The 24,856-nt window shown below is 36.0% G+C and carries 19 protein-coding genes; 4 read left to right on the top strand and 15 right to left on the bottom strand.

All coding sequences use genetic code 11. The features are described from left to right. Positions 1-29 precede the first annotated feature (29 nt). From ASG21_RS08045 to ASG21_RS08020, 6 genes are all read right to left on the bottom strand, one after another. The gene (locus tag ASG21_RS08045) at positions 30-2,180 is read right to left on the bottom strand and encodes a thrombospondin type 3 repeat-containing protein (RefSeq protein WP_157844523.1); all 2,151 of its coding nucleotides are present in this window, start codon (positions 2,178-2,180) and stop codon (positions 30-32) included. A gap of 918 nt (positions 2,181-3,098) precedes the next feature. Beyond that, the gene (locus ASG21_RS08040; protein WP_056078044.1) at positions 3,099-3,974 is read right to left on the bottom strand and encodes a helix-turn-helix domain-containing protein; all 876 of its coding nucleotides are present in this window, start codon (positions 3,972-3,974) and stop codon (positions 3,099-3,101) included. Between the two features lie 122 nt (positions 3,975-4,096). Further along, positions 4,097-5,023 carry a malate dehydrogenase gene (locus ASG21_RS08035; RefSeq protein ID WP_056078041.1) on the bottom strand — a complete coding sequence of 309 codons (927 nt, stop codon included), beginning with the start codon at positions 5,021-5,023 and terminating at the stop codon, positions 4,097-4,099. Between the two features lie 110 nt (positions 5,024-5,133). Next, the gene (locus ASG21_RS08030) at positions 5,134-5,685 is read right to left on the bottom strand and encodes a biliverdin-producing heme oxygenase (protein WP_056078038.1); all 552 of its coding nucleotides are present in this window, start codon (positions 5,683-5,685) and stop codon (positions 5,134-5,136) included. A 20-nt stretch (positions 5,686-5,705) separates the two neighbouring features. Then, entirely contained in the window at positions 5,706-7,913 is a 2,208-nt protein-coding gene (locus ASG21_RS08025) for an ATP-binding protein (RefSeq protein ID WP_056078036.1), read from the bottom strand. Positions 7,914-8,135: 222 nt separating this feature from the next. After that, positions 8,136-9,149, bottom strand: a complete 1,014-nt coding sequence (locus ASG21_RS08020) for a nucleoid-associated protein (protein ID WP_056078033.1) — start codon at positions 9,147-9,149, stop codon at positions 8,136-8,138. A 347-nt stretch (positions 9,150-9,496) separates the two neighbouring features. On the opposite strand from ASG21_RS08020, the gene ASG21_RS08015 reads away from it, so the two are divergent. Next, positions 9,497-9,895: a hypothetical protein gene (locus ASG21_RS08015; RefSeq protein ID WP_056078030.1), complete on the top strand. Its 399-nt coding sequence runs from the start codon at positions 9,497-9,499 to the stop codon at positions 9,893-9,895. 86 nt (positions 9,896-9,981) lie between these two features. On the opposite strand, the gene ASG21_RS08010 is transcribed toward ASG21_RS08015, so the two are convergent. The 4 genes from ASG21_RS08010 to ASG21_RS07995 form a co-directional block, all read right to left on the bottom strand. Further along, entirely contained in the window at positions 9,982-11,100 is a 1,119-nt protein-coding gene (locus ASG21_RS08010) for a lactonase family protein (protein ID WP_056078027.1), read from the bottom strand. An 18-nt stretch (positions 11,101-11,118) separates the two neighbouring features. Beyond that, a complete protein-coding gene (locus tag ASG21_RS08005) occupies positions 11,119-11,940 on the bottom strand; it encodes a prolyl oligopeptidase family serine peptidase (RefSeq protein WP_206743170.1) in 822 nt (273 codons plus the stop codon). A 24-nt stretch (positions 11,941-11,964) separates the two neighbouring features. Continuing rightward, the gene (locus tag ASG21_RS08000) at positions 11,965-13,020 is read right to left on the bottom strand and encodes a serine hydrolase domain-containing protein (protein WP_082482398.1); all 1,056 of its coding nucleotides are present in this window, start codon (positions 13,018-13,020) and stop codon (positions 11,965-11,967) included. A 137-nt stretch (positions 13,021-13,157) separates the two neighbouring features. After that, positions 13,158-13,844, bottom strand: a complete 687-nt coding sequence (locus ASG21_RS07995; RefSeq protein ID WP_128414251.1) for a hypothetical protein — start codon at positions 13,842-13,844, stop codon at positions 13,158-13,160. A gap of 255 nt (positions 13,845-14,099) precedes the next feature. Between ASG21_RS07995 and ASG21_RS07990 the strand changes: the two genes are divergently transcribed. Continuing rightward, complete coding sequence (locus ASG21_RS07990; RefSeq protein WP_199767873.1) at positions 14,100-14,351, top strand: nuclear transport factor 2 family protein; 252 nt, start codon at positions 14,100-14,102, stop codon at positions 14,349-14,351. A 122-nt stretch (positions 14,352-14,473) separates the two neighbouring features. Here the strand turns inward: ASG21_RS07990 and ASG21_RS07985 are convergent, their stop codons facing one another. Beyond that, positions 14,474-16,171, bottom strand: coding sequence for a helix-turn-helix domain-containing protein (locus ASG21_RS07985; RefSeq protein ID WP_157844522.1), 1,698 nt, complete (start codon positions 16,169-16,171; stop codon positions 14,474-14,476). Between the two features lie 753 nt (positions 16,172-16,924). Then, on the bottom strand, positions 16,925-17,416 hold the full coding sequence (locus ASG21_RS07980) for a cupin domain-containing protein (RefSeq protein ID WP_241773475.1): 492 nt from the start codon (positions 17,414-17,416) through the stop codon (positions 16,925-16,927). A 120-nt stretch (positions 17,417-17,536) separates the two neighbouring features. Here ASG21_RS07980 and ASG21_RS07975 point away from each other — a divergent pair, with 120 nt between their 5' ends. Beyond that, positions 17,537-18,175: a hypothetical protein gene (locus tag ASG21_RS07975; protein WP_056078012.1), complete on the top strand. Its 639-nt coding sequence runs from the start codon at positions 17,537-17,539 to the stop codon at positions 18,173-18,175. 7 nt (positions 18,176-18,182) lie between these two features. On the opposite strand, the gene ASG21_RS07970 is transcribed toward ASG21_RS07975, so the two are convergent. The 3 genes from ASG21_RS07970 to ASG21_RS07960 form a co-directional block, all read right to left on the bottom strand. Further along, on the bottom strand, positions 18,183-18,683 hold the full coding sequence (locus tag ASG21_RS07970; protein ID WP_056078009.1) for an SgcJ/EcaC family oxidoreductase: 501 nt from the start codon (positions 18,681-18,683) through the stop codon (positions 18,183-18,185). Positions 18,684-18,798: 115 nt separating this feature from the next. Next, the gene (locus ASG21_RS07965) at positions 18,799-20,334 is read right to left on the bottom strand and encodes a RagB/SusD family nutrient uptake outer membrane protein (RefSeq protein WP_056078007.1); all 1,536 of its coding nucleotides are present in this window, start codon (positions 20,332-20,334) and stop codon (positions 18,799-18,801) included. A 12-nt stretch (positions 20,335-20,346) separates the two neighbouring features. Next, positions 20,347-23,241 carry a TonB-dependent receptor gene (locus tag ASG21_RS07960; protein ID WP_056078005.1) on the bottom strand — a complete coding sequence of 965 codons (2,895 nt, stop codon included), beginning with the start codon at positions 23,239-23,241 and terminating at the stop codon, positions 20,347-20,349. Positions 23,242-23,931: 690 nt separating this feature from the next. Between ASG21_RS07960 and ASG21_RS07955 the strand changes: the two genes are divergently transcribed. Then, entirely contained in the window at positions 23,932-24,783 is an 852-nt protein-coding gene (locus ASG21_RS07955; RefSeq protein WP_056078002.1) for a phosphatase PAP2 family protein, read from the top strand. Positions 24,784-24,856 lie beyond the last annotated feature (73 nt).

The raw sequence follows: 24,856 nt of genomic DNA, 5'->3' as shown, positions 1-24,856 counted from the left end.
GTATGCTTTTAGATTTTCTTCTGATCTGTTTAGAGAAGATCCGGACAGGTTTGTGTTTTAAAACACTTCCAGCCACTGGCCGTTCCGTCTGTATTAATTTGAAGACAGTCTAAACTGATGTTGTAAACCATCATCCCTTCAATCAGATTCGCGGGAGGAATATTGGCAATCTGTTGTGTGGTAAGTCTGTTCGGTACAAATCCTTTCGTTTTTGATTCCAGTGCAGTCCATGCTCCTTTTCTTACCATTGGCCAGTTTCCGTTGTTTGCACCGGCTCTTTGAAGTGAGGTAATTCCTGAATTCGTTGCAAGACCCGGCTGAGTAATGACAGAGTTTTTATAGCATGAGCATCCGTCAAGTAATTTATTCTGAGAAACTCCAATTCCCTGGCCTTCATCACCACCAATATCAGCAGCTCCACCCGCATTCACCACGAGGGGAACTCCATTGGCGTTTACGCCTCCAAGCAGCCTCCCGTTGGAGTCAATCTGTGAATAAATTACATTTTCATCACCTTCAATTGCATCAAAACAGGTATCGTCGTCAGAATTTAAATCTAATCTGTTTGGAATTCCGTCATTATCAGAATCCAGATCTCCACAGAAAGACTGCTGTACAACAAACGCCCAGATGTTGGCGAAAAGCCTGTCTCCGTTTGACGTAATATTTCCGCCATTACTTACATTGTTTCCACCCGGATTGGTAAGAATATCAACATCTGCAATAATAAGATCATTGTAAAGGCCATCAATATACATTACCGCTCTGTTGCTGTTGTCCATCGCCAAAGGTTGTGGCGAACAGACGGAATTGATGCTGTTGAAATAAGCCTGATAGGTGCCTGCCTGTTCAAACTGTGTAATTGTACCGAAAGGTCCGTTAAAAATAGGTGATGCAGATCCGTAAGAAGTCGGCTTATCAGGATTTACGTTGCCCTGTGTAATCGTTGCACCCCAGGCTTTTGCCTGAACCTGAGTAACCACCACAAAGTTTTGCAGCGCATCGTCTGACCAGTCTTTGATGGCATTCAGTTCTGCAGCAGACAGGTATGAATCAACTGAATTATCTATTCCACCTAAAAATATTGCATTTAAATTTGCATTTACGATAGAAGCTTTTGTGATTGTTCCTGTCATTGGAACGAGAACAATATTGGCTTTCACAGTTCCTGACGATCCGAAATTTGCGGAGTTTGTAAGTTTCAGCGCTCCCGATCCGCTCATGTACTGTCCATCGAAGGTATACCCTTTGTCTGTGTCTAAATCTCTGGAGTTCGGAATGTATCCTATTCTTACAGTCTGTCCTGCAAGAACACATGCATTTTCAAAAATATCCAGAATTCCGTCGTTGTCATCATCCAGGTCACAGATATCAGCAATTCCGTCGTTGTCAGAATCTAAAGTTCCGCTTGAAGGACATGACAGAATAATGGTATTTTGAGGTGTGTTTGAAACCTTTTCAAGTCTAATATTATCTAGATAAAAATCATTATTGGCATTTTGTGAAAGATTATTCCGAAGAGAAACCTGAATCTGATTTCCCATACATGTCGATGAGGCGGCAGGCATTCTGAAATAAAGTTCATATGCATTTCCCCAGTTTCCACCGGTGTTTGCACTGTTGACATATCCTGAATTAATAGTCCCCAAAATACTTCCGGTGGCCACGTCTTTTAAAACTAGACTGATATCTATCGGACTGTTGACCACGTAAGTATTAAAAGAAACTTTATACGTCTGTCCTAATTCTACCGTTGCATTTCTTTCGTAAAAACTGTTGAGCGTACTCCCGGCATTTACAACCATCACTGCACCATTTTGCGTTCCGGACATATCTCTGACTACCGTATTTTGTGGTGTGGTACCGTTTGCATCATTTCCCGTCGCATTGTGAGCGGCGGTCCAGAAATAATACTCACTGACGTTGGGTCTGATCTGAGACTTAATGTATCCGGGAGCAATCACAGCATAATGGTTATCATTGATCATGTAAACATCATAGCTGGTATTTGAAGCCGCATTGTATGGTGCTCCGTAGGAGAAACTACCAGACGGCATATAAGGTGAGGTCTGTCTGGTGGTAGCGGTACCAAAGTCTTCAAAAAAGACAGTTTGGGCATTCATATTTGCGCCGGAAAGCACAAAAACAAGCAGATAGAGTATAAAATTAATTTTATTCATAAGCATAGATTTTCTGTGACGGTACTTTTGAGTACAGTCAGTTTTTGAGTTTAAAAAAGCAGGATTTTGTCAAAAAGATATGCTTACAAGATTTTCCCTGAGGAAAAAATTGTATTCATATTTAAAATTAAAATCACTGGATTGCCCTACAGCAGGCCGAAGCAGGTGTATGGTCAATAACGGAATTTAATAGCTTAGTGTTTGGGGGGCTGTGATTAGAAGATCAATCAGCAGGAATTGCTCAGCGCAGAATTTTTTTGCAGGTAGTGTAACATTTTTCTTTCTTTTTTTTAAAGTGTATCATTCATTGAAGTACCTATTGCTACCTGTGCAGTCTGGTCTTGTGTTAGGAAACCATAAAGACAGTTTAAAAATACCGGTAAAAATGACTTTTAAAAATTTAGAAAAAAATTTCTGATGTTCCTAAAGACAAATTTATTCTATTGTATTTTATGCAACAATAAGAATAATTTTATCAAAAAAATGTGTTTTATTTCGGGTGCAAATTTACTGTGGCTCAGGTCATATCAATTTGTAAAAAAAGAAAAATTAATTGTAATTTTTTTTATTTCAATTTGACTTTCATATATTGCATTTTATCTTATCAAATAAAATTCTCTGTTAACAGTAGAAATATTTTAAAAAATTTAAACATTTCAAATGAATATTAAAACAATTTCATCATTTGGATATTACTTTATTAAAATGAGGGAAAACAAGAATCAATATTCACTGCATATTAAATTTGTTTTAAATTTCTGTAAACATTGATTGGCAGGATGATTATAAGAAAGTAGATCTTCGGAATAATCTTGAGTATATTCAGGAAAATCGGTTGTAATTTATCAGTAAGATAGGAAATTTAATTACAGAAAAAATTTAAGACTAAGACTTATACAACTTGGAAATTTGTTTTGACTAATAGGAATTGGTAAGTTTTATAACAGAAGAATTTGCGGAATTTTTTATTTCACTTGGATTTTTACCGGTATGTTTCTTAATAAAATGGGTGAAATTTCCTTCATTTGAAAACCCCAGACGGTAAGAAATTTCCGAGATGGTGAATCCGCTGTATTTTAACAGTTTGTAGCATTCTGCAATCACTTTTTCGGTGATGACCTGCTTTGCTGTTTTTCCGGTTACAAATTCGGTCATTTCCGTGAGTTTTCTGGAAGTAGTATTAAGCGTTTTTGCATAGTATGAAACTATTTTATATTCCTTAAAATCGCGCTGCAAAATCACTCTGAATCTGTTGACACATGAAACATAGTCCAGATTATCCGTAATCTCAATCTGCTTATCTTCCGCAAAAAGCATGGCATCCAGAATAAAGGCTTTCACTGTGTTGTGAGCCGCAGATATGTAAAGTGTCTCACCTTTTTCGTAAAACCTGAGCAATCTCTCGATAATAAACTTCTCTACAATATCTTTATCTGTGATGAGAGGCGCTGTAAAAACATCAGATTCAAAATTAAAAAACAGTGTAGAATTCAGCAGTAACGAATCCGTGGAACTCTGTTCGTAAAATGCTGATGAAAAGACAATCGCATAAATATCTTTACCTTCCACATCACTTACAGAAATTTCCTTATGAGGTCCTACAAAGAGCATACTTTCTGCATTTACCTTAAAATTACGTCCCTGCACATCGATTTCGAAGCCGTCTAATGCTATGAAGATACAGAAATATTCCTGAGTGTTGATATTGGTATTGCCATTATTGCGTTCAATAATCCGTTTAATATGATTCACACTAAAGCCCATCTTCTTCAGCTGATCAGTAACTTCGTACATTGGCAATTCTTATTTTTGATTTGTGTAAATAAATATAAAGAATAATTTTGGATTAAACATAAAAAAATTCGGTACACACAGCGGTGCACCGAATTTTTTTCATTTATTTTGGCAAATGGCGATTAGAACTTTAAATCTCCATTTACTTCTCTTACTGCCTGTGCAGCTTCAGCAAATTTCGCCTGCTCTTCAGCTGTTAGAGTAATATTTACAATTTTTTCAACTCCGTTGGCTCCAATGATAGCCGGAACACCAAGACAGATATCAGATTCTCCGTATTCTCCGTCTAACATTAATGAACAGGGAATCATTTTTTTCTGGTCACATGCAATTGCCTGAACCATCACAGAAACTGCCGCTCCCGGAGCATACCAAGCTGAAGTTCCTAAAAGTTTTGTAAGCGTAGCTCCACCCACTTTAGTTTCTTCAATTACATATTTCTGCTGATCGTCGTTTAAGAACTCAGATACAGGAACACCGTTTCTTGTAGCCTTACTCAAAAGCGGAAGCATACCCGTATCACTGTGTGCAGCGATCACCATACCGTCTACATCAGAAATCGGCGCCTCAAGAGCTTCTGCCAATCTGTATTTGAATCTCGCTGAATCTAATGCACCACCCATACCGATGATTTTGTGCTTAGGAAGACCGGAAGTTTTGTGTACCAGATAAGCCATCGTATCCATTGGGTTTGAAACCACGATAATGATTACTTCCGGAGAATGTTTTACTAAGTTTTCAGTAACTTCTTTCACGATTCCTGCGTTGATACCGATCAGTTCTTCTCTAGTCATTCCCGGTTTTCTTGGGATACCGGAAGTGATTACTGCTACATGAGAACCTGCTGTTTTGCTGTAATCTCCTGTTGTACCTGTAATTTTTGTATCAAATCCGTTCAGAGATGCTGTCTGCATCAGATCCATTGCTTTTCCTTCAGCAAAACCTTCTTTGATATCTACTAAAACCACTTCCGAACAGAAGTCTTTCATTGCGATGTATTCTGCACAACTTGCTCCTACTGCACCTGCACCTACTACGGTTACTTTCATAATTTAATTATTTATTATTTATCTGTTAGTTTAAATTTTTGCTTCCCAAATGTACAAATTCCCGAAAAATTGAGCAATCTTTCGGGAATTTTAATTATAATTTAAGAAAATTAATTAATGTTTAATAATAGTGTGTACAGCTTTTTAGCTCCTGCAAGAACCTCGTCATAGCTTTCTTCCTTTACTTCAGTATCCAGAACTTCTTTGAAATTCTTCCACATTAATCCTGTATTCTCTTTATAGCATCCAAAAAAATTGAAAGTTACATTCTCGAAACCTTCAGTTTTTGAAAGCTGCTTTGCAATTACGTTGCCGCCTAAAGTAGAACCTTCAATTACGTATAGCATGCCCAGCGCTTCATTGTGATTTGAAATCTCAACACTCTGCTGCGGTTTCTCATTCTCAATAGAAAGACTTGATAAATCTTTTTCAATTACAGATAATTTTTTACGCTGATCCAGCTGAAGTTTTTCAGAGAAATGACCGGAAAGGCTATCGATAATTTGATTTTCAGAATTTAAAAGCATCAGATAATTATTTCTGATAATCTTTTTGTAATCATCAAAAGTAAAAGTTTTGTTGAAAATTTTGTCTGAACTGAATAATTTTTCGGCAGCGTCGTGAAGATCTGCTGTGTTTTGTTTTAGATACTCTGAAACCATTTTATAATTTGCTAAAAGATTTATATTTCAGCAAATTTAGGCTTTTGAAACGTTAAAATAAAACAGGTTCCCTCATTTGTACTTTCATAATCAACATTACCACCCAGTCTGTTCATGATTCTGTGTACAATAGACAGCCCTACACCATTTCCTTTAAACTTTTTGGCATTGTCCATTCTGTTGAAGATTTTAAACATTTTATGTTTTTCTGTCTCGGGAATGCCTATTCCATTGTCTTTGATACGGTAAATGATATAGTCTCCGTTGTCTGAACCTTCAATTTCAATAAAAGGTTTTTCATTGCCTGAAGAATATTTTATTGCATTATTGATGATATTCAGGAAAACCTGATGAAGCATAGTGCGGTCTGCCAGAACCTCAGGGCATTCTTTTATTACAACCGTGCTGTGAGGCGTATTGTAAGTCATCTTTGCATTTTCAGTAATCTTTTCAATGGTGCTTTCTGTCTCAATTTTCTCAAGAAGAATCTCGCTGTGTTTTGCACGGCTGAGCTGAAGAACATTCTGCATCATTTCTGCCATATTATCGATCTCACCGATGATAGACTGAATCTTCTTTTTATCTTTCTCATCCGCATTAACCAGACTTTTAAGAAGCATCTGAGCGTTGAGTTTCATCACAGTAAGAGGTGTTCCCAAATCATGCGAAATCGTGTACGAGAAACTGTCAAGCTCCTCATTTACTTTTTTAAGCTGATCATTCAGCTTTTTGATCATGATGTACTGCTTGTGCGAGGTACCTAAGATCAAATCTCTGATGGACTTCACTGCAATATCACTTTTTGAGCTCCACCGTTTCGAGCTTCCGATAATATTTTCGGTAAATACCTGAAATGATGTGCGTGGCGAAACCGTTTTTCTGTCGATTCCGTTTAAAGATAAAACTTCAATTTTCTTTTCAGGATTTCCTGCCCAGTTGATGTGTTCGTCAAATTCTTTTCTGAACCAGATCAGGATTTCATTTTTACTTCTTTCAACAAAGTATATGATTACCCCGGCAGCACTACTATCGAGGCCTAACTCTGTCCCGTAATCTTTTAAAAAACTGCTGCTTATAAAAATATTGTCGGATGTGTTATCATACGCCCAGTCCACAATTTTCTGAATCGTTTCGTAAGAAGGAACTACACCGTCGGTAATTTTATCCGCATCAGAAATTACTGCGAAACCATCTGCTTTAGGCAAATTCCGCAGTTCCCTTTTATTGGAAGCCAGACTTTCAAAAAGGGTATTGTATTTTAAAAATTCAGCTTTTAAAAATGAAAGTTTTACATCAAGATCAAGACGGTATTCAAGATCTTTTTTAGATTTGAATGAGGCATAGGCGTTAGATGCCAGCACGGTAAAAATACCGGCCTGCACACGGTCTTCAAGATCAATGTGTTTTGCTTCTTTGTTTTGGCAGGTCACCAAACCCCAGAGTTTATCATCAATAATAATTGAGATGCTGAAACTTGATGAAGCTCCTGAATTTTTCACATACTGCCCGTGAATAGGCGACATCGCTCTTGCACTGGCATACGTAAGATTGATAGGAGAATCTATTTTGCTGATAATGGGAACAGGCTCTGCATAAGCATTACTGAAAATTCTCTTTCTTTTTTTCAGATAAAGCTCTCTCGCCTGTCTCGGGATATCGTGCTCGGGATAATGTAAGCCGGAATAACTCTCCAAAACTCCATTGTTAATTTCTGAAATCACCTTGCCGGATCCGTCATCCATAAATTTATAGACCATCATACGGTCATAATTTATGATGTTGGAAAGTGTATTGAGCAGCTGATCCCAAATTCCCTGATCGTTGTCTATAATATAAAAATTATCGTACTTATTGGTAATTCTTTTATTCGGATTATCAATTACTTTCTCAAATTCAAGAAAAATATTAAAACCGTTTCTAAAAAGTGAAAAGTGGTATTTCTTTTGATCTATACAAATTTTATCAAAGTAAGTTTCATTTTCCCTTTTCGTATACTCACTTACAGAACTGTAGATTTCAGACTCTGAAAGCAAATTGAAAATGCCGGGAAAATCTGAAATCTTTTTACCTAAAAGTGCCTCAGCACTGGAAATATCGAAAATTTCAGAGATGTTTTCACTGCAGAAATTAATCGTCTCAGATACCGAGCAAACGCCAATAAGGTATCCAAAACTTTGTACGTGCCCTGGTATGTGAATGGGCTCTTCGTGACATTCTATGAAATTCATATCAATAATTAAGGTATCAAATATAACCAAAATAAATCTCTTACATTTATGATTGAGATTGGGTTTGATAAATAAAAAGGAATTTTAATATAAGTTAAAATTTGTTATAAAACTTTTGATATTTTTTCTAAAATTTAAACAATAAATTAATTATCATACTTTTTAAGCAAATGTAATCTAATATCTTCGCAAATTCCTCACTCTAAATACATTAAACGCAGGTTATACCTCTTTGTCAAAATACAGCATATAATATTTCCCTTTCTCATCCTGCCCCTGCTCAAGCATTTTACGGTCGCCGTGAATGTAAATATGGAAATTTTTATCAAGCTTAATGATACTTTTAAAATGTCTCTGAGTTTTTTTCACAGCAGCTTCACTGATGGGAAATTCTTCAGCAATGTTGATCTGCATTTCCTGCTCATAATCGGTTTTAAAATTATTAAAACTTTCGATCACATGCTCGTCCTTTAAAACTTCTGCCGTAAAATCGTCTAATTTAAATTCCTCTTTTTCCTTAAAAAAGTTGATAGACTGATTCAGAAAATCTGCCTGATCCGCCTTTGAAACCTCAAATTCCTGCGGAAGTTGCTTGGTGATGTAATCCTTATAAACCATCAGCGCTTCCTGAGTGTGGAAATATTCGTCATCGCGCTGCTTTACTTTCAGAAAATCTTCAAACCAGTAATACATATCACCGTTTTTGTTGTTGTCGACAACTGATAGTACGTATCCGTTTTCTTTTCCATTGTTGTAAATCAAGGCTGCTTTATCAATTTTTGAAAGGCTGATTCCCTGATCTTTTTCAAGCTCAAAAGTTTCATTTTTAGGAAATATTTTCAGGAAAGAATCTCTTTTTTCGGTTTTAAAAATTCCGATTTTATCTACTTTTTCATCGCCTTCCCTTTCATCTTCGAAGAAAACAATGAATAATTCTCCACCCTGAACTCGTGGGTTTTCTGCTGCCTCGAAGAGATGTTTCGCTATATTCTCGGCTTCCCAGAGAAACTTGCTTTTATCATCAAAAATCTCCGAGACCGCACTGAATACGGGATTATTAACCAGATAAGTATCACTGTAAAACTGATAGGTTTCTTCAGTTTTAAAAGAACCTAAGAAATAATTTTCAAGCATCTCTACCGTTCCTTCATCCAGTTCAAGCTCTTCCTGTGACAGAATAAGCGATTCTCCGTTGATTTTATTTCCTACTCTGTGGACAACAATTTTTGTAAACATCAATGATTTTTTATGGACTGCAAATATATTTAATCTGAAAATTAAATGCGACAAAATAACAGTTTACTTTAGACAAAAAAAATTCAATAAAACATTGTTGTCAATTTCATTACAGAATACAATAATTTCATTACATAAAAAGCTGAAAATTGTCGCAACTATTGCTAGAACAAAACCTATAAATCTTTACAATGTGATAAATAAAATTTCCGTAAGTATCATCAATAAACTATTTAGAGAAAATTGAATTTCGGATAATAAAATTATATTTTATAGAGAACATATTTGTCACACCTAAATTCTGGTACAGTTTTAGATAGTTTCAGAATGTCTAAAAATTTTAAATTATGGAGAAGATGGATATTAAGACCATTAATGAAAATGCTGCAATTGAACATTTAAAAATATTTTATCCTACCATTCAGAAGGAAATTGTGCAACTTTCTGCACAGGATAACTTCGCAGGGGTAATTCAGGCGACTGTAAATCACCTTAAAAATCTTTTACAGGAATCAAAAATCAATATTGTAAATCACAACATCAAAATGATGGACTGGATCTACCGCAACGGGACGAGCACCGTACAGCAGATCATTGAGAATCTCTTTGTAAGATCTTTCCGAAGTTTTAAAAAGCAGACAGACTTACATCAGTGGAATATTTTATACCAGTACATGCCCGTCAATTTTCAGAAAATATACGTGAAGCAGACCAAAATGGATGAAATATTATTTAAAAGACACTAAATTACATCTATATTATCTTGAAAAATCCCGTGGCTGTGCTTCGGGATTTTCTCTTATTAGTATGTTTCCTGTAACTGCTGAATTTCTTAGTACTGTCTGATCTGTACTGTAGAGACATTTTCAATTTTAATTTTCTTACCTACTTTTTTCAGTAATCCGGTTGCAGAATTTCTTCTAAAAACCACAACCGTTCCTGTTCCGGTATTGGCTACAACAACGAATTTTCCAGTCTCATCGATTCCAAAAGTCCTTGGATGTCTGCCTTTCGTAGGTTGATAGCCCACTGCTTTCAAAGTTCCGTCATTTTCTACTTTAAAAATGGCAATATTATTTTCAGCTCCACGGTTTGAAGCGTACAGAAATTTTATGTCAGGCGAAATGTGAATGTCTGAGCTTTCAAAATCTGTCTTCAATTTTTCAGAATGCGTATCAATCCGCTGAATATTTTTTAGCGTTCCTTCGCTGTATTGATAAACACTTACTGCACCTCCCATTTCCTCGATCAGATAAGCAAATTTTCCGTTCGGATGAAATGTAAAATGCCTCGGGCCATTTCCTAAAGCGGTTTTGATAAAAGGCTCCTGACAGGTTTCCAAAGGCCTGCTCTGATCTTTTTTAAACTGATAGCACCTGATTTTATCTGCACCTAAATCAGGCAGAAAAATATGATTGAGATCCGGCGAAAATACCACCGAATGAATATGCGACCGGTCCTGTCTTTTCTTATTTACACTCCCTTCTGAAAACTGAAAATTCTGAACGAAAGGATGAATTTTTCCGTCTTCCGAAATTGGATAAACAGAAACACTTCCCTCGGTATAATTTCCATTTACAAGCCATTTTCCATCTTTGTGCACAGTGAGGTAAACCGGATTTTCGCCACCACTTTTTTGATTATTAATGAAAGTCAGAGATTTATTTTCAGGATTAAATTTAAAACTGCTGACACTTCCGTCATTTTCTGTTTTGCTGTCTGTAACTGCAAAAATGTATTTCCCATCAGGCGATAAGGTCAGAAAAGACGGATTGCGAATATTCTTAACTGCAGCTGCTTTTGACAAATTCCCGTTAACCGTATCCAATTCATATACAAAAAGTCCTTCCTTCTCTCTGTCCCAATTGAACGAGCCTAAAAAGACGAAAGTTTTTTGCGCAAACGAATTTGAGCAAATGAATAGTAAGAATAGGAATAATAGTGATTTCAAATGTGATTTTTTTAGAGTTTATCTGTGCTGTTTCATCAGCCATTTTGGGATTTCGTCAATCAGTTCTGCAGACAGAATATTGTTGTGGTACCTATCTTTAAATTCCCAGAAGAAAATATTTTTGCTGTTTTTTAATTCTCCGAAGAACTGAAAATTGCTTTTGATAGAATTTTCTGTATCCAGACTTCCGTGAACCATCCAGATCGATAGATTTTTCAGATGATCAATTCTAGCAAATTGCGAAACGCCCGAAATATTGATTGCCGCAGCGAAAAGGTCAGGCCGGTTGGAAATGGCATTGGACGTTGTAGAGCCACCCATCGAAAATCCCATCACATAAATTCTGCTTCTGTCAATATTTTCTTTTTCAATAAATGAATCCAGTGAGTTTAAAACCAAATCCAGATATTCACTGGATTGTGAAGCCAGCACATTCCGTTTCTGATCCAAATGGTAATTCGACGACCGGTCAGGAAACTGAGGAGCCAAAACGTACATCGGATATTTGTCTCTGTTTTCCGGAAGAAGCCACATTTTAGCCAAAACGCCCATTTGCGAAGTATTATTTGTCCCAATCGCCCCGGAACCGTGAAACACCAGAACCAACGGACATTTTTGAGTCTGTTCAATACTCTTCGGTTTTAAAAAACGGTAGTTTACAGCAATTCTTCCATTTGCAAATTTACCTTCTTTAAAATCTGAAAAACTGAGACTTTTGATGTGCTTGATTTTTGCTAAAGACTTTGCAGAATCTGCTTTGTCGTGAATATCGGTTTTTGTGCCGTAGTTTATTTTCCGGGAGCAGCAGGAAAATAGCAAAGCGATTGCAAACGCTGACAATAAACAATTAAATTTTGTTTTCATCTATTTTAACAGCTTGCTTTTTTTAATAATTTTTCTGATTTCCTGCTCATAAAAGTACGCGATGTCAAAGTTTTCATTCCCCACATTTTCCATGATGATTACGCTTGTTTTGGTTTTGGGGTAATATAAATTAACAGCCGTGAAACCTTCGGCCGGATGAAAACCGGTATGCCCGATTTCGTAAACATCAGCTTTATCATTGATCCTTAAGCCATATCCGTATCCAATCGGATTTTCACTAAAAACCTGATGCGTTGCAGTGATGGAATAATTGGTCATCAGTTTATAAGTCGCAGGTTTCAGCAATTTTCCGTTGTGCAGGGCTTCATTCCATTTTGCAAGATCGGGAGCGGTGACAATAAGATGACTTCCAAAATAATAATCAGTATCAAATTCCGATTTTTCATTGAGCCTGAAAGTCCCGTCTTTTCTGATCGTGTGACCTTTTACCAAAAGTTTACTGTTCGCTTCATTTGGATAAAAACTGTTATTCATTCTGCATTTTTTGAATAAAGCGGTTACCAGATCTTCGAATTTTTTACCGCTTTGTTTTTCCAAAACCATTCCTGCCACAGAATAGCCAATATTTGAATAACTGAATTCCGTTCCCGACGCAAGTTTCAGATTTGGTTTTAGATTATCGCTGTACAAACCGCTGGTGTGATTCAACAACTGATGAACGGTAACGCTATCTGCCCAAGAATATTGAAAATCGGGTAAATATTTACGGATGGGAACTTTTAAATCAATTTTTCCTTTTTCAACTTCCTGTAAAATCAGTGTTGCTGTGATCTGTTTGGCGACCGACATGGTTGAAAACCGGTCTGAGATTTTCAGCGGTGTCTTTTTAATAAAATTGGAGAAACCAAATGCTTTGGAGTATTTTTGTTTGCCGTTTTGTTGAATGTAGATAACGCCGTTGAAAGATCTTGGCGTTTTAAGGTGTACTAAGCTGTCGATTTTTGCTGAATAATCATCTTTCTGCTGAGCAGATGAATGGCATGAGGTGAAAATCATCGCAACGAGAATGATTGCGAGCCTGCAAAAGTGTTTCATTTGTGGACTGAAATAATTTTAGTTTTGAAAAATAAGAGAATTTAAGACATGATAAATTTAAATTTTTATTCAACAAAATGAGAAAAAAGTTATCCACAGCTGTTTAGTTCTGAATTTTAAAAAGCGGATACTTCTTTTTAATTTTCGATGGTCTTCAGGACGTCCTTAATCTCATCTAATTCATTTTCAGAAAAATACGTAATTAAAACAATCAGATTATAGTTACCGTAATTTTTGAATGCATACAGTCTGTTTCCGGCAGGATTTCCGCTGATGTCAGTATGTGTGAATTTAAAATACGGAATTTTGTCTTTACCAAATAATAAAATTTCTGTTGAAGATAAATTCTTTTCATTGATTTTTAAGGCTTCCGGACTGTCTTTCAACTGCTTCTGAATTTCTTTTTGAGCAGCTGTTATATCCTCATCAGCGTTTCCTGTCTGTGAAGAAACAACAGCAAAACCCAGATCTCCTTTCCTGTTACCGGTTCGGATATCTTCTGTTCTATTTTTTGAAACTGAAAAAAGCTGATAGATGGACGATTCATCCATTAGATTAAAAGTTTTTTCTATTTTAATTCTGTCAGTTCCTAAAATATCCTGTGTCAAATCCTGATTCATCGGAATATAATTCGTCATCGGATGTTTGCTGTCTGCGAAATTCCAGTTGCGGGGAAGCTGAAATTTGAATTTCATGGTTTCGTTTTCGTAATACCATTTCTGATCAATTTTACCTTTTGAAATTTCGGGAATTTCACTGCTTTTGCTGTTGCAACTGATCATCAGCAAAGACAGAAGAAGGAATATTGTAAGTATTGATTTCATTTTCATCTAAATTAATGCGGTAAAAGTAAAAAAACAGATGATTCAAATCGAGTAATTTAAGAGTATCTTCAATTTAATTAAAATCTAATTTCATTTTCAGCGGTACACTGTTTGAATCGGTTGGTTAAAACTTCAGGAAGAGTTTTAAATCAATAAAGTTGACATCATGGACAATAAAACAATATTGAAAAATGCCAATGCAGCGGTCTCAGAGGGTAATCACGAAGAATTTTATCTTATCTCACAGAAAATACAATGTGGACTTTCGTGGGAGACCAGACTTTATCCGGTAAAGACGAAGTCCGAAAATATATCGCTGATGCGTATAAAAAACCGCCCCATTTTGATACCCGACTGATCATTGCTGAAGGAAATTACGTCGCAGTAATGGGAAAAATCAGCCTTTGGGAAAATGAAAGTGCGTGGAAAGATTACGATTACTGTGATCTCTGGAGATTCGAAAACGGCAAAATGGCAGAGTTGAAAGCATTTGTTACAGCGAGATGATTTTAAAAACAGTAAGCTGACTTATAAGGGACTTTTTTCCAAAAATTTCACCAACTTTTTAATTAAAACTTTCATTCTTTATGAAGATTAAAATTAAAAAAACATAAAATGCGAGGCAAAACTTAGGTTTGAAGACCGTTTTTTTCAGCCTGAATTTCATCATTTCTTTTCTTAAGAAACTCGGCGGGTCGCATTCCGTTCTGTTCATAAAAGAAATTGGAAAAACTCTGTCTGTTGCTGAATCCACAGGCCAAAGCAATATCTTCAACTGAATATTTGCGCCATTCTTTATGGTTATAAATTTGGTCTACGGCATATTTTATCCTGAGATTATTAAGATAGGTATTGAAATTACTGTCTTTAAATTCACTCACAAACTGAGAAAAGTAGGTGGCATTGGTCTCAAATTCCGCAGCCAGTTTTCCTGCCGTAACTCCTTTTTCGAGAAATCTTTTGCTCTTTTCAAATTCCCGGAATTTGTCCTTCAAAGTTTTGATTACAGCCGGATCAAGTTTTGAAGTTTTTTCTATGTTTTTTTCTTCAATCTGTACCACCTCAGGCTTCACAGAATCAAGCTCAGTAAGAATCTGATTGTACTTTTTCTGAAGATCCTTTTTTCTTTTAAACCAGTAAAAAACCAGTCCACCTAAAATCAGTAAGGCAACCGACAGTATAATGACCAGCTTTTCGCTGAAACTGTTTTTATTCTCCAGATTTGCCTGTGCCTGAAGCAGAGATTTGGTATCATACTCTCTGTGAATGCGGTTGGCAAGGTATTTAAAATCATTCGTCAAAACGCTGTCTACCTTCAGAAGCTGTTTTGTATAGTACAATTCCTGCTGGGGATTATTTTCCTTTTTGTAATAATCAATCAGCTCTTCATAATTTTTTCTTGTTTGCGGAAAAATAAAATGATGCTTTTTAAATATCGAATCTACAGCTTTGTACTGATTTACAGCTTCTTGCAAATCACCTTTATTCCTGTAACTTAATCCAGAATAATAGTAAATTGCTGAAATCCAGGAAAAATCATTTACTTTTTTTAAACCGATAAGAGATCTATTGAAATCGCTGATGGCTTCAGAATAATTTTTCAGATAAATTTCGTTGATGCCTTTTGTTTTGTAAAAATAACTCCGCTCCTGCTCAAAATCATTTGTTGTGGGAGTTTCTTTTAAACCCTGAGCGGTATGAATTACTGCATTTTTGTAATCTCCAGTCGCCTGTTCACAAACAATAAGTTGATGCAGAGCATTCAAATATCCTTTCCGGTTATTGAAAATAAGGTTAGGATGGTTGTCTGGTGTAGTATTGGCCTTAAAAAAGGTAATACTTTCCTTAAAAATATCTGCTGCCTCTTTGTAGTAGCCCAGATAACTTTTTACCACACCAATATAATATAAATTGCGGTGCTTTAAAAAAGAGTCATCAGAATTTTCGAGGTATTTGTAAGCCTTCAAATATTCATGTAAGGCAGGTTTAAATTTCCGGTGAGTGAAATAATAGACGCTTCCTTTTGCCAGATAGGCGTTGCCAATAATATCAGATTTTTGTGAAAGTTTTGCAGCAGTAACACCGCTGTCTGCGTACTGAAGTTTTTTATCAGGAGAATATCTTATGGCATCATTGTAGGCCTGAAAAAGTTCACTGTAATTTTTATCTTTTTTTGCAGATTTGATGTAGAGATTAACATAGGTAAAAGCCCTCTGATCATTTTCCTCAAATTCCCAGTATTTATTTCTCAATTCGTCATAATAGGCCTGCGAATGAAAAACAGTATAGATGAGAAAAAATATAAGACCTAAAACTTTCTTTGGCATTCTTATTTTGAAAAAGTGTGTTACAAAAATACTGATTTTAAACCTAAAATCAAATGATGGAAGCGAAAAAGTGACAAAATCAAGACTTGCATAATTCATTGATTATTAATTATCTAATAAAATTTTTGGTAAAAAATTTAAAAATTCATCCGTTACAATTTTATATTCTGACCTGCATTCGATTGCACCGGTGCAGTACTCTTTCTAATTTAGCATAAAATTAATTCAGCCTTACTGATTCTTTACAATTCATCAAGATTAGCAGGAGAACAATTACACAAATAATAGAAACGAATTATATTCTCAAAAATTGTTTAAAAAGTTTTTGAGATCAGTAAAACTGATAACCATGTAAATGATGAAATGAGTGATTTTATTTTATTTTTGGTATTCTATCTCATGTCTTTTTTGACATGAAAAATGCCAAGCCGTTTATTTTAAAATGTAATTTTTCAAAATAAAATTACCTGAAAGATCTTCTTTTCCTAAACTATAAAACACAAAAACATTTAAATAGAAAACTGATCTGTCAGCCAGCTTTTCACACAGAAAAGTCTGAGCAAAAAAAATAACGGTGCTTTTCATTAAGTCAGAATTAATGAAAACTTTTAAACAGATATGGATCATTAAAAGATTTAACTAAAGGATGGTGACTTCCAGTTATCTTGGCAGGCCTCTGAGAAGCCCGCTGTCCTTGAAAAGAATCTTTCCGGTGATCCTTATCTTTTTTTGTTTTACACCACTTTCAAATCTTTATTTTTTCGAAATTTCATTTTTAAATTCTTCCTCGCCAACGGCTTCAAACCACTGCGATGGATTTTTTTCGTGATCGATGCTTACAGCGACGTGCGTCATTGACTCAGATTCGGTTCCGCCGTGCCAGTGTTTCACGTTTTGTCCGATTTTTATGACGTCTCCTTTTTTAATCTTCTGCAAAGGTTTTCCTTCTTCCTGGTGATATCCTGTTCCATCGGTCACCAAAAGTGTCTGTCCGCCGGGATGATTGTGCCAGTTGGTGCGTCCGTTCGGTTCAAAAGTAACATTGCTCACACGGGTTCCTTCATCGCTTAGAATCGCCTGATAAACAGTTCCTGTGAATTTATCATTGGGAACTTTCTCGCCTTTTGGAAACAGCATTTCCTGTTTTTCGGCTAATTGATTTTCTTTGTTCTGAACGCTCTTTTCCTGACATGAAAAAGTAAGAAGGGTTAAAATTCCTAAAGTTGTAGCACCTGTTTTTTTCATTTTACTCTTTTTTGATTGGTTTTGATTCTACAATTTAAAAATTATGATTCAAACTCACACCTCCATTATGATCGTTTCTTTAAAAAAAATGTATATTTAGAACTCTATTATACTTCATCTATGGAAATTAGATTTACAATTTTGTTTATATTTCAGATATTATTTTTTTCTGCTCAGCTGCGTAATGAATTAAAAGATATCATTGAACCGATAGATCATCAATATTTCAAAATTATTCTTCTTGAAAATTATGATCGGGAAGGATATTCAAAACTTTATGACATGTTTAATGAAGTCTCTGAAAAAGCAACTAACGACGAACTATTTTACCTCGCTTTAAACGGAAATACATTTGTCAGAGTAAATTCAATTTTAGAATTAATTTCTAGAAATGACAGCAGAATAATTCAACTGTACAGATATTATTCTAAATTTCCTCTAGAATATAAAATAATGATTGGTCATGTGGTCTCGAAACAAGATATGGCACTGAGTAATATCAGAGGGCTTTTCATTTCTCAATTAAAAAATTACAAATGGTATCTAGAGATGAAAAATAATATTAAAAATCAAAAATTAACAGACTTTTATTCTGAAGATCAAATTAAATATTACGAAAATTTTGATAGCAAACCGATTGAAGATCTGATATCTGAATTTGATAAAATTGATAAACAATTCATTCCTCAAAAATTAAATTACCTTGAGGAAATTAAAAATCATTGGAAGGATGACAAATTACAAATAAACTACGATTGAAGTTAAACTATTTAGCAGGATTATTATTGGCAGCACGGGCATCTACCACTGTATTTTGTCCGGAAGAAATCAACCATTTTCCTTTCTTTTTCACAAGAACCAAAGTGAGGATATCGTCACTTGCCGGCATTCTGTTATTTCCATGATCTATGCCATCCGGTGGAAAAAATTCTCTAACACTACTGACTAAAATAGCCACAGCTACATCTTTTGTAATAAAACGGATTTGTAAATTTTTCTGCGTAAACGGAACTCCTTTAAAGAAAGCACTGAAGTTTCCCTGATGCGCAGCTTTCACTTCATTTCGTCCTTTCCAGTGCATTCCCACGATGTTCACCCATTCTACATCTTCGGTCATGTATGAGTCCATATTTTTGAATTCATGGGTATTCCAGTCGGAAACCATTTTCGAAACCTGAGTCTGAATTTCCTTTTCATCGCTTTGGGAAAAGCATAAAAAGCCTGTTACCAGAAAAAGTACAGAGAAAAGATTTTTTAGATTTTTCATTTTAATTATTGTTTTGGTTACTGTCTCAAAGCTAATTAATTTAAACTGATTTATTTAAAAAAAATCCCCCCGTTAAAAAACGAAGGGATCATCAATTTAAGTATGAAAAAATATTTTAAGGATTCTGATCGTATCCTGCTACCTGAATCTGAGATAAAGGAACCTGATACAGATAATCGTTGGTCGTAATTGTAAAATTGTAATTCAACTGTGCTGCTGCCTGATTGATCACCGCAACCCCTGTGTTCCAACGAACCAAATCGTGCCAGTAGATACCTTCTCCGGCAAACTCAACTCTTCTTTCCTTACGAAGCGCTGTGGTAAAATCAGCAGCTGAAATTGAGGAAGAAAGTGGCGCCAGACCTGCTCTCTGACGGATTCTGTTTAAATGACCAACCGCCTGACCTGTATTTCCCTCAGAATTTAAAATTTCCGCATACATTAAAAGTACATCTGCGTATCTGATAATCGGGAAATTGATTGGCCAGTCGTAACGGTTACTTAAAGCAATCCCTTTTTCACGGAATTTTACGAAGAAATTGGAATTTTCAGTCTGACCGTTGGTTGCGATAAAACTGGTTTTTATGGTTAACGGAAAACGCAAATCTCCCGGCTCATAACTGCTGATTAATGACTGAGAAACACCCAGTTCATTAGAAGTGTACAGACTGCCCTGAGCATTGAAAAACGGATCTGCCGAACCAAAGTTCGGGGAAACGTAACTTGGAAGATAAGAACCCTGCGACAGACCTCCGCCGATATGCTGAATTTCAAAAATATGGTATTTATTATCATTCACGCTTTTAAAAAGATCTGCGTAGTTAGGTGCAAAAGTCACAAACTGCCCTTCTCCGAGAATCACTGTAGAAAGATGTGCTTTCGCTTTGGCTACATAAGAGCTATTGTTTAAAGGAAAACCTGATCCTGTAAGGTAAATTCTTCCCAACATCGCATGAGCAGCAGATTTTGTGATACGGCCTTTGTTGGCGTTATCATGTATGGCTTTCAATCCGGCAACTGAAGCTTCGATTTCTGATGTGACGAAATTATAAAGTGTTGCTAAGTCTGTTCTCGGAATAGTAACTGCTTCCTCAGGACTTACAGGTTTCTGAACCAACGGAACTTTCCCGAAACAACGCATCAGTTCAAAATAAGCGTAAGCTCTCAGAAATTTGGTTTCAGATCTGTACTGTTCCTTCACAGTATTGCTGGCAAAGGGAACCTCATCAATTCTTGCTAAAATATTATTGGCATAATTGATCTGCTGATAAGCATCTTCCCAGAGAACTTCCATTTCTTCCGTAGATGAAGTGTCCTGAAAACGGTTGATTGCGTAGTAATCTCTGTTTCCGTTTTGTGAAAGTGCTGTAAAATTATTTGAACGGACTTCCGATGCCAAAAGATAAAAATTCACATCATAACCACCTCTCGAAGACGCGTTGATCATCGCAGAATAAACACCTGAAAGTGCCTGCTGAATCTGCAGCTCTGTGGTATAGAAAGAAGTCTGTGTAATGTTGTTTTCGGGCTCAAGCATCAAATCATCTTCACAGCTTACTGTTCCCAGTGTTAGCGCTCCAAAAATCAATGCTTTACCTATGGTTTTTGTATTAAATTTTAAAAGTGATGTATATTTTCTGTTTGTTTTCATTTTAATTTTTTTTTAGAAATTGAAGTTTAAGCCCATCATATAAACCTTGGCATTAGGATATGCACCGTAATCGGTACCGTCTGACTGTACAGATTCAGGATTGTATCCACCGTAATAATTATCTTTTCTCCACACATTTTCCAGACTTACATAAAGTCTCAGATTGGAAATTTTCAGTTTGCTTACCAGATCCTGATCAAAATTATAGCCTAAAGTAATGTTTTTCAACTGAATATAAGTGGCGTCGTATAACCATCTTGTATCCAGTAGACTTCCTGTGGTACCGTCAAGTCTTGGTGTTTTCCCGTCACCAGGCTCAGCATCAGAACGCCAGCGGTTTGCCCAGTTCCCCATAACGTTGGTAGTGGTTCCCATTCCAGGTCTGTCGATTGCACGGCCTAAAAGTGCGTAGCTGTATCCACCTTTCTGACCCTGAAAGAATACCGAAAGATCGAAATTCTTGTAAGAAAAAGTATTTGTAAGTCCCCAGTAATAATCCGGAACCGGACTTCCGATGATATGACGGTCATTCTCATCAATTTTACCATCACCATTGAAATCCTTGTATTTCACATCTCCTGCAATTGCTCCACTGGTTTTTGCAACAGCTGCATTGGCAATATCTGCTGACGAAAGAACGCCGATAGCATCATACAGATAGAAAGAATTTAATTCCTGCCCTACCTGAATGATATTTGTTAAATTACTGAAACCAGTATAAATAGGTGCATTTGAACTTCCAAGCTGTAAAACTTTGTTGTTATTGAATGCAATATTTCCTGAAGTATTCCACGTGAAGGCACCAGTTAAATTTTTTGTACTTAAATCAAGTTCAAGACCTCTGTTTTCAACCGAGCCTACATTTTTCCACATGGTTGTATATCCTGTTAAAGAAGGAATAGGTTGCTGCAGTAGAAGATCGTTGGTTTTTTTAATATAATAATCTGCTGTGAAATTGATTCTGTTGAACAGTCCGAATTCAAAACCGAAATCTGAAGACTGCGTTTTCTCCCAGGTCAAATTGGGATTAGGAATTGTGTTTGGAATTAAACCATTTGACAAAGCCCCTCCAAATGAGTAGTTTCCGCCTGAAAGTGTTCCGAACGCACGGTATTCACCAATTGAGTTATTTCCGTTTTCACCCCAGCTGTATCTTAATTTTAAATTGCTCAGCCAGTTTTGGTCTTTCAGGAAGTTTTCTTCATCAATCTTCCATGCTCCACCGAATGCGGCAAATGTTCCCCAGAGGTTGTTCCAGCCAAATCTTGAAGAACCATCTCTACGGATACTCGCAGACAACATATATTTCTTTTTGTAATCGTAATTTACACGGCCAAACATAGAAATCAACATCCATTCTGAAGCTGTATATTCTGAATTAAGAACCGATGCAGACTGCGTAAAGTTGAATGTTTTTAAGTCGTCATTGGCAAAACCTCTGTTTCTGTTGTACTGAGATGTTGTTCTGTAATTTTCTGCACTGTACCCGGCAATGGCGGCAATACTGTGATCTCCGAATTTTTTCTTGTAATCCAACAATGCTTCACCCAGATACCTGTTGTAATTCACAGTTCTCCTGCTTGCAATACTCACCTGCCCGGGAATGTTGGTCACTAAATTAAATGTTGGTGTGTAACCGTTATTAATATTAAAATTGTTAGTTGCTCCTCCGGAAATTTTAAAGTTTAAACCCGGTGCAATGTCGTAAGACATATACAATGAAGACAGCAAACGGAATTCGTTGGTATTGTTTGTTGTATTTTCTAAGACCCCAATCGGGCTTACTGTAGAACCTGCCCATCTGTATCTTTCATTTTTCCAGAAATTGGTGTAAAGTCCTGCCGATAATTCTGCTACAGGAACCATGGAAAGCATTTTGTGGGCCTCGTTGTCTTTACCGTCAACGGCAGCACCATAACTTTTGGAGTAGCTTGGTCTTAACGAGATTCCCATTTTCCATTTATCAGAAATATTAACGTCTACTACTGCGCTTAAATTAAATCTGTTGAATCCGGTATTCAGTGCCAAACCTTCCTGATCAAAATAAGCTCCTGAAATAGCATATTTTACATTTTTGTTTCCACCTCTCACTGCCAGCTGGTAATTTTGGATCGCTGCCGGACGGTAAAACGCATCCTGCCAGTCAATATATGCCACCTGATCAGTTCCCCATCGCGGATCTACCATTGCTGTAATATTGGCAAGATTATAATTGGTAGTGTTTGCGAGATTAAAATAACTTGCTCTCACAGCATAACTGTCCGACGCTGAATGTCCCGGAGCAAGCGAAACCCATCTTTTGTTGATGGCTTCCGACACATAATCGATCCACTCTGTGCTCGTCATGATATCCAGCTTTTTCTCAATAGTCTGAACTCCGTAATATTGGGAATAGCTGAAAGAAGGCTTGCCAGACATTCCTTTTTTTGTGGTCACAATCACAACACCATTGGAACCACGGGATCCGTACATTGCTGTGGAAGCGGCATCTTTAAGCACGTCAATCGATTGCACATCATCAGGAGAAATATTGGCAATATCGTCTACTACCATTCCATCCACTACATAAACAGGTGAATTGTTTGCCGAAATTGATGCGGTACCACGAACCCTGATTTCCAGAGGTTCGCCTGGTTTTCCTGTGGTGGAACGTGTTTTAACACCGGCAATCTGTCCCGTTAAAGCCTGATCGACTCTTGCAATAGGACGGTCTTTAAAACTTTCAACATTTACCTTTCCTACGGCACCTGTCACTTCGCCTTTCTTTTGTGAACCGTAAGCAATTACAACAACTTCTTCAATATCTTTTGTCTTGTTGCCGGGATTTGCAATACTGTCTTTTTCCTGTGCGAATATCAAACCTGTGGTACTGAATAAGATACCTAAAGCTACGATGGATTTCTTCATTCTCTGTTTGGTGGATTATAATTATTTACATTTAGTTTTCCTGAAAATTAAAACTGAAAAAAGGTTAAATTGAAATAACATGATATTTCTCATATTTTGCTTTTCTAAAAGTATTGTTATCATTAATTTCAGCTGTCCTGCAGTTACCTGCCCAAATCTCAATGAATAGAAATATTCATAATTCACTCATTATTACTACAGTTAACAATTATTTAATTTGCATAAATCAGAATATTGTGTTAAAAAATGCTTCATATGTAAACAAAAAAAATCCCCAGGTTTTCATCTGAGGATTGATATTTAATATTGTAGATACATAAAATCCTGTTTAAATATTATGAAAAGTCCTATTCATTGGTTCGCAGTTCTACTGTAGCAAAATGGTGACTGCAATCTTTTCATTAAATTATCCATGAATATGGTTTAACATCAGAGTGAAACTTTATATCTGACGTTTCAAATGATTGTCAACTGTAATTTACTGAAACTTGGTAAGAGATTTGAATAATGAAAACTCTGATAAATCCAGCGATTGTTTTTTAAGTTTAAATAGTATAAAAACTTAAAAAAAATTCGTTAGAGAAACTGCTTTCAGGAATTTAAAAAATGCCTATTATTTACAAATGAACAGTCTTCTGCTGGAAAATGATAAATATTTAAGCAGTTTCTATTGATATCAAATTTCGTTTAATGATTTATGGAAAACTGATGACTGACAGGGAAAAACAAATTCGACAGCAGGCATATGCCTTAACTTTCTGTACTATTGTGTTCATGATTATATACAATATCTGCACTTGGTATGCTTCAAATATTGGCCAAGTTCCCTCGTTTATTTTCGATTTTGAAAGATCAATGCCGTTTATTCCGTGGACGATCGTTCCTTATATGGCTGGTGGATTGTTTTTCTGCCTTGTATTTTTCTGTTGCAGAAGTGGAATCCAACTGAAAATTTTAACGTTGAGGATGCTGTTTGTAATTTTAATTGCAGGATTATGTTTTGTCATGTTTCCGCTCCGATTTTCATTTATAAAACCTGAAGTTTCCAATACTTTTTTAAACCTGCCATTTTCTTTTTTAAAACAATTTGACTCTCCATTCAACCAATCTCCATCTTTACATATCGCCTTTGCGTTTGTCTTTTGGTCAGTATTTAAAGAAGTTTCCAAATGGAGATTTTTCTTTATGATCTCACTGATTCTAATGGGTATTTCTACACTTACAACGTATCAGCATCACTGTATAGATATTCTGACGGGTGCTGTACTCGCACATCTCAGTTTTATAATTATTCCTACAAGAAAAAATGATTCTAAATACAAAAATATCAGATTAGCAAATTATTATTTTCTCGCAGGCTGGATATTGATTTTGGGAACTTTTTTGCTGTATAATTACGTTGGTCTCAAGGCACTTATATTCTTTTTTCCTGCCTCGGTAACATTTACTGCAGGTCACTGCTACACAAAAAATGGCAGCAACCCACTGTCATTACTTGTCCTGACATTAAAACAGAACAGCAGATCTTCCACTAAAGAATAGGTGATTTTCAATTTTAAAATTTAACCGAAAATCTGAAAACACAGACACAGAGATCACTTTCATAATCTCTATG

The organism is Chryseobacterium sp. Leaf394, from assembly GCF_001424105.1.
In the GTDB taxonomy this organism is placed as follows: Bacteria; Bacteroidota; Bacteroidia; order Flavobacteriales; family Weeksellaceae; genus Chryseobacterium.
The sequence above is the reverse complement of the archived record's forward strand: the minus strand, read 5'-3'. Positions and strand labels throughout refer to the sequence as shown.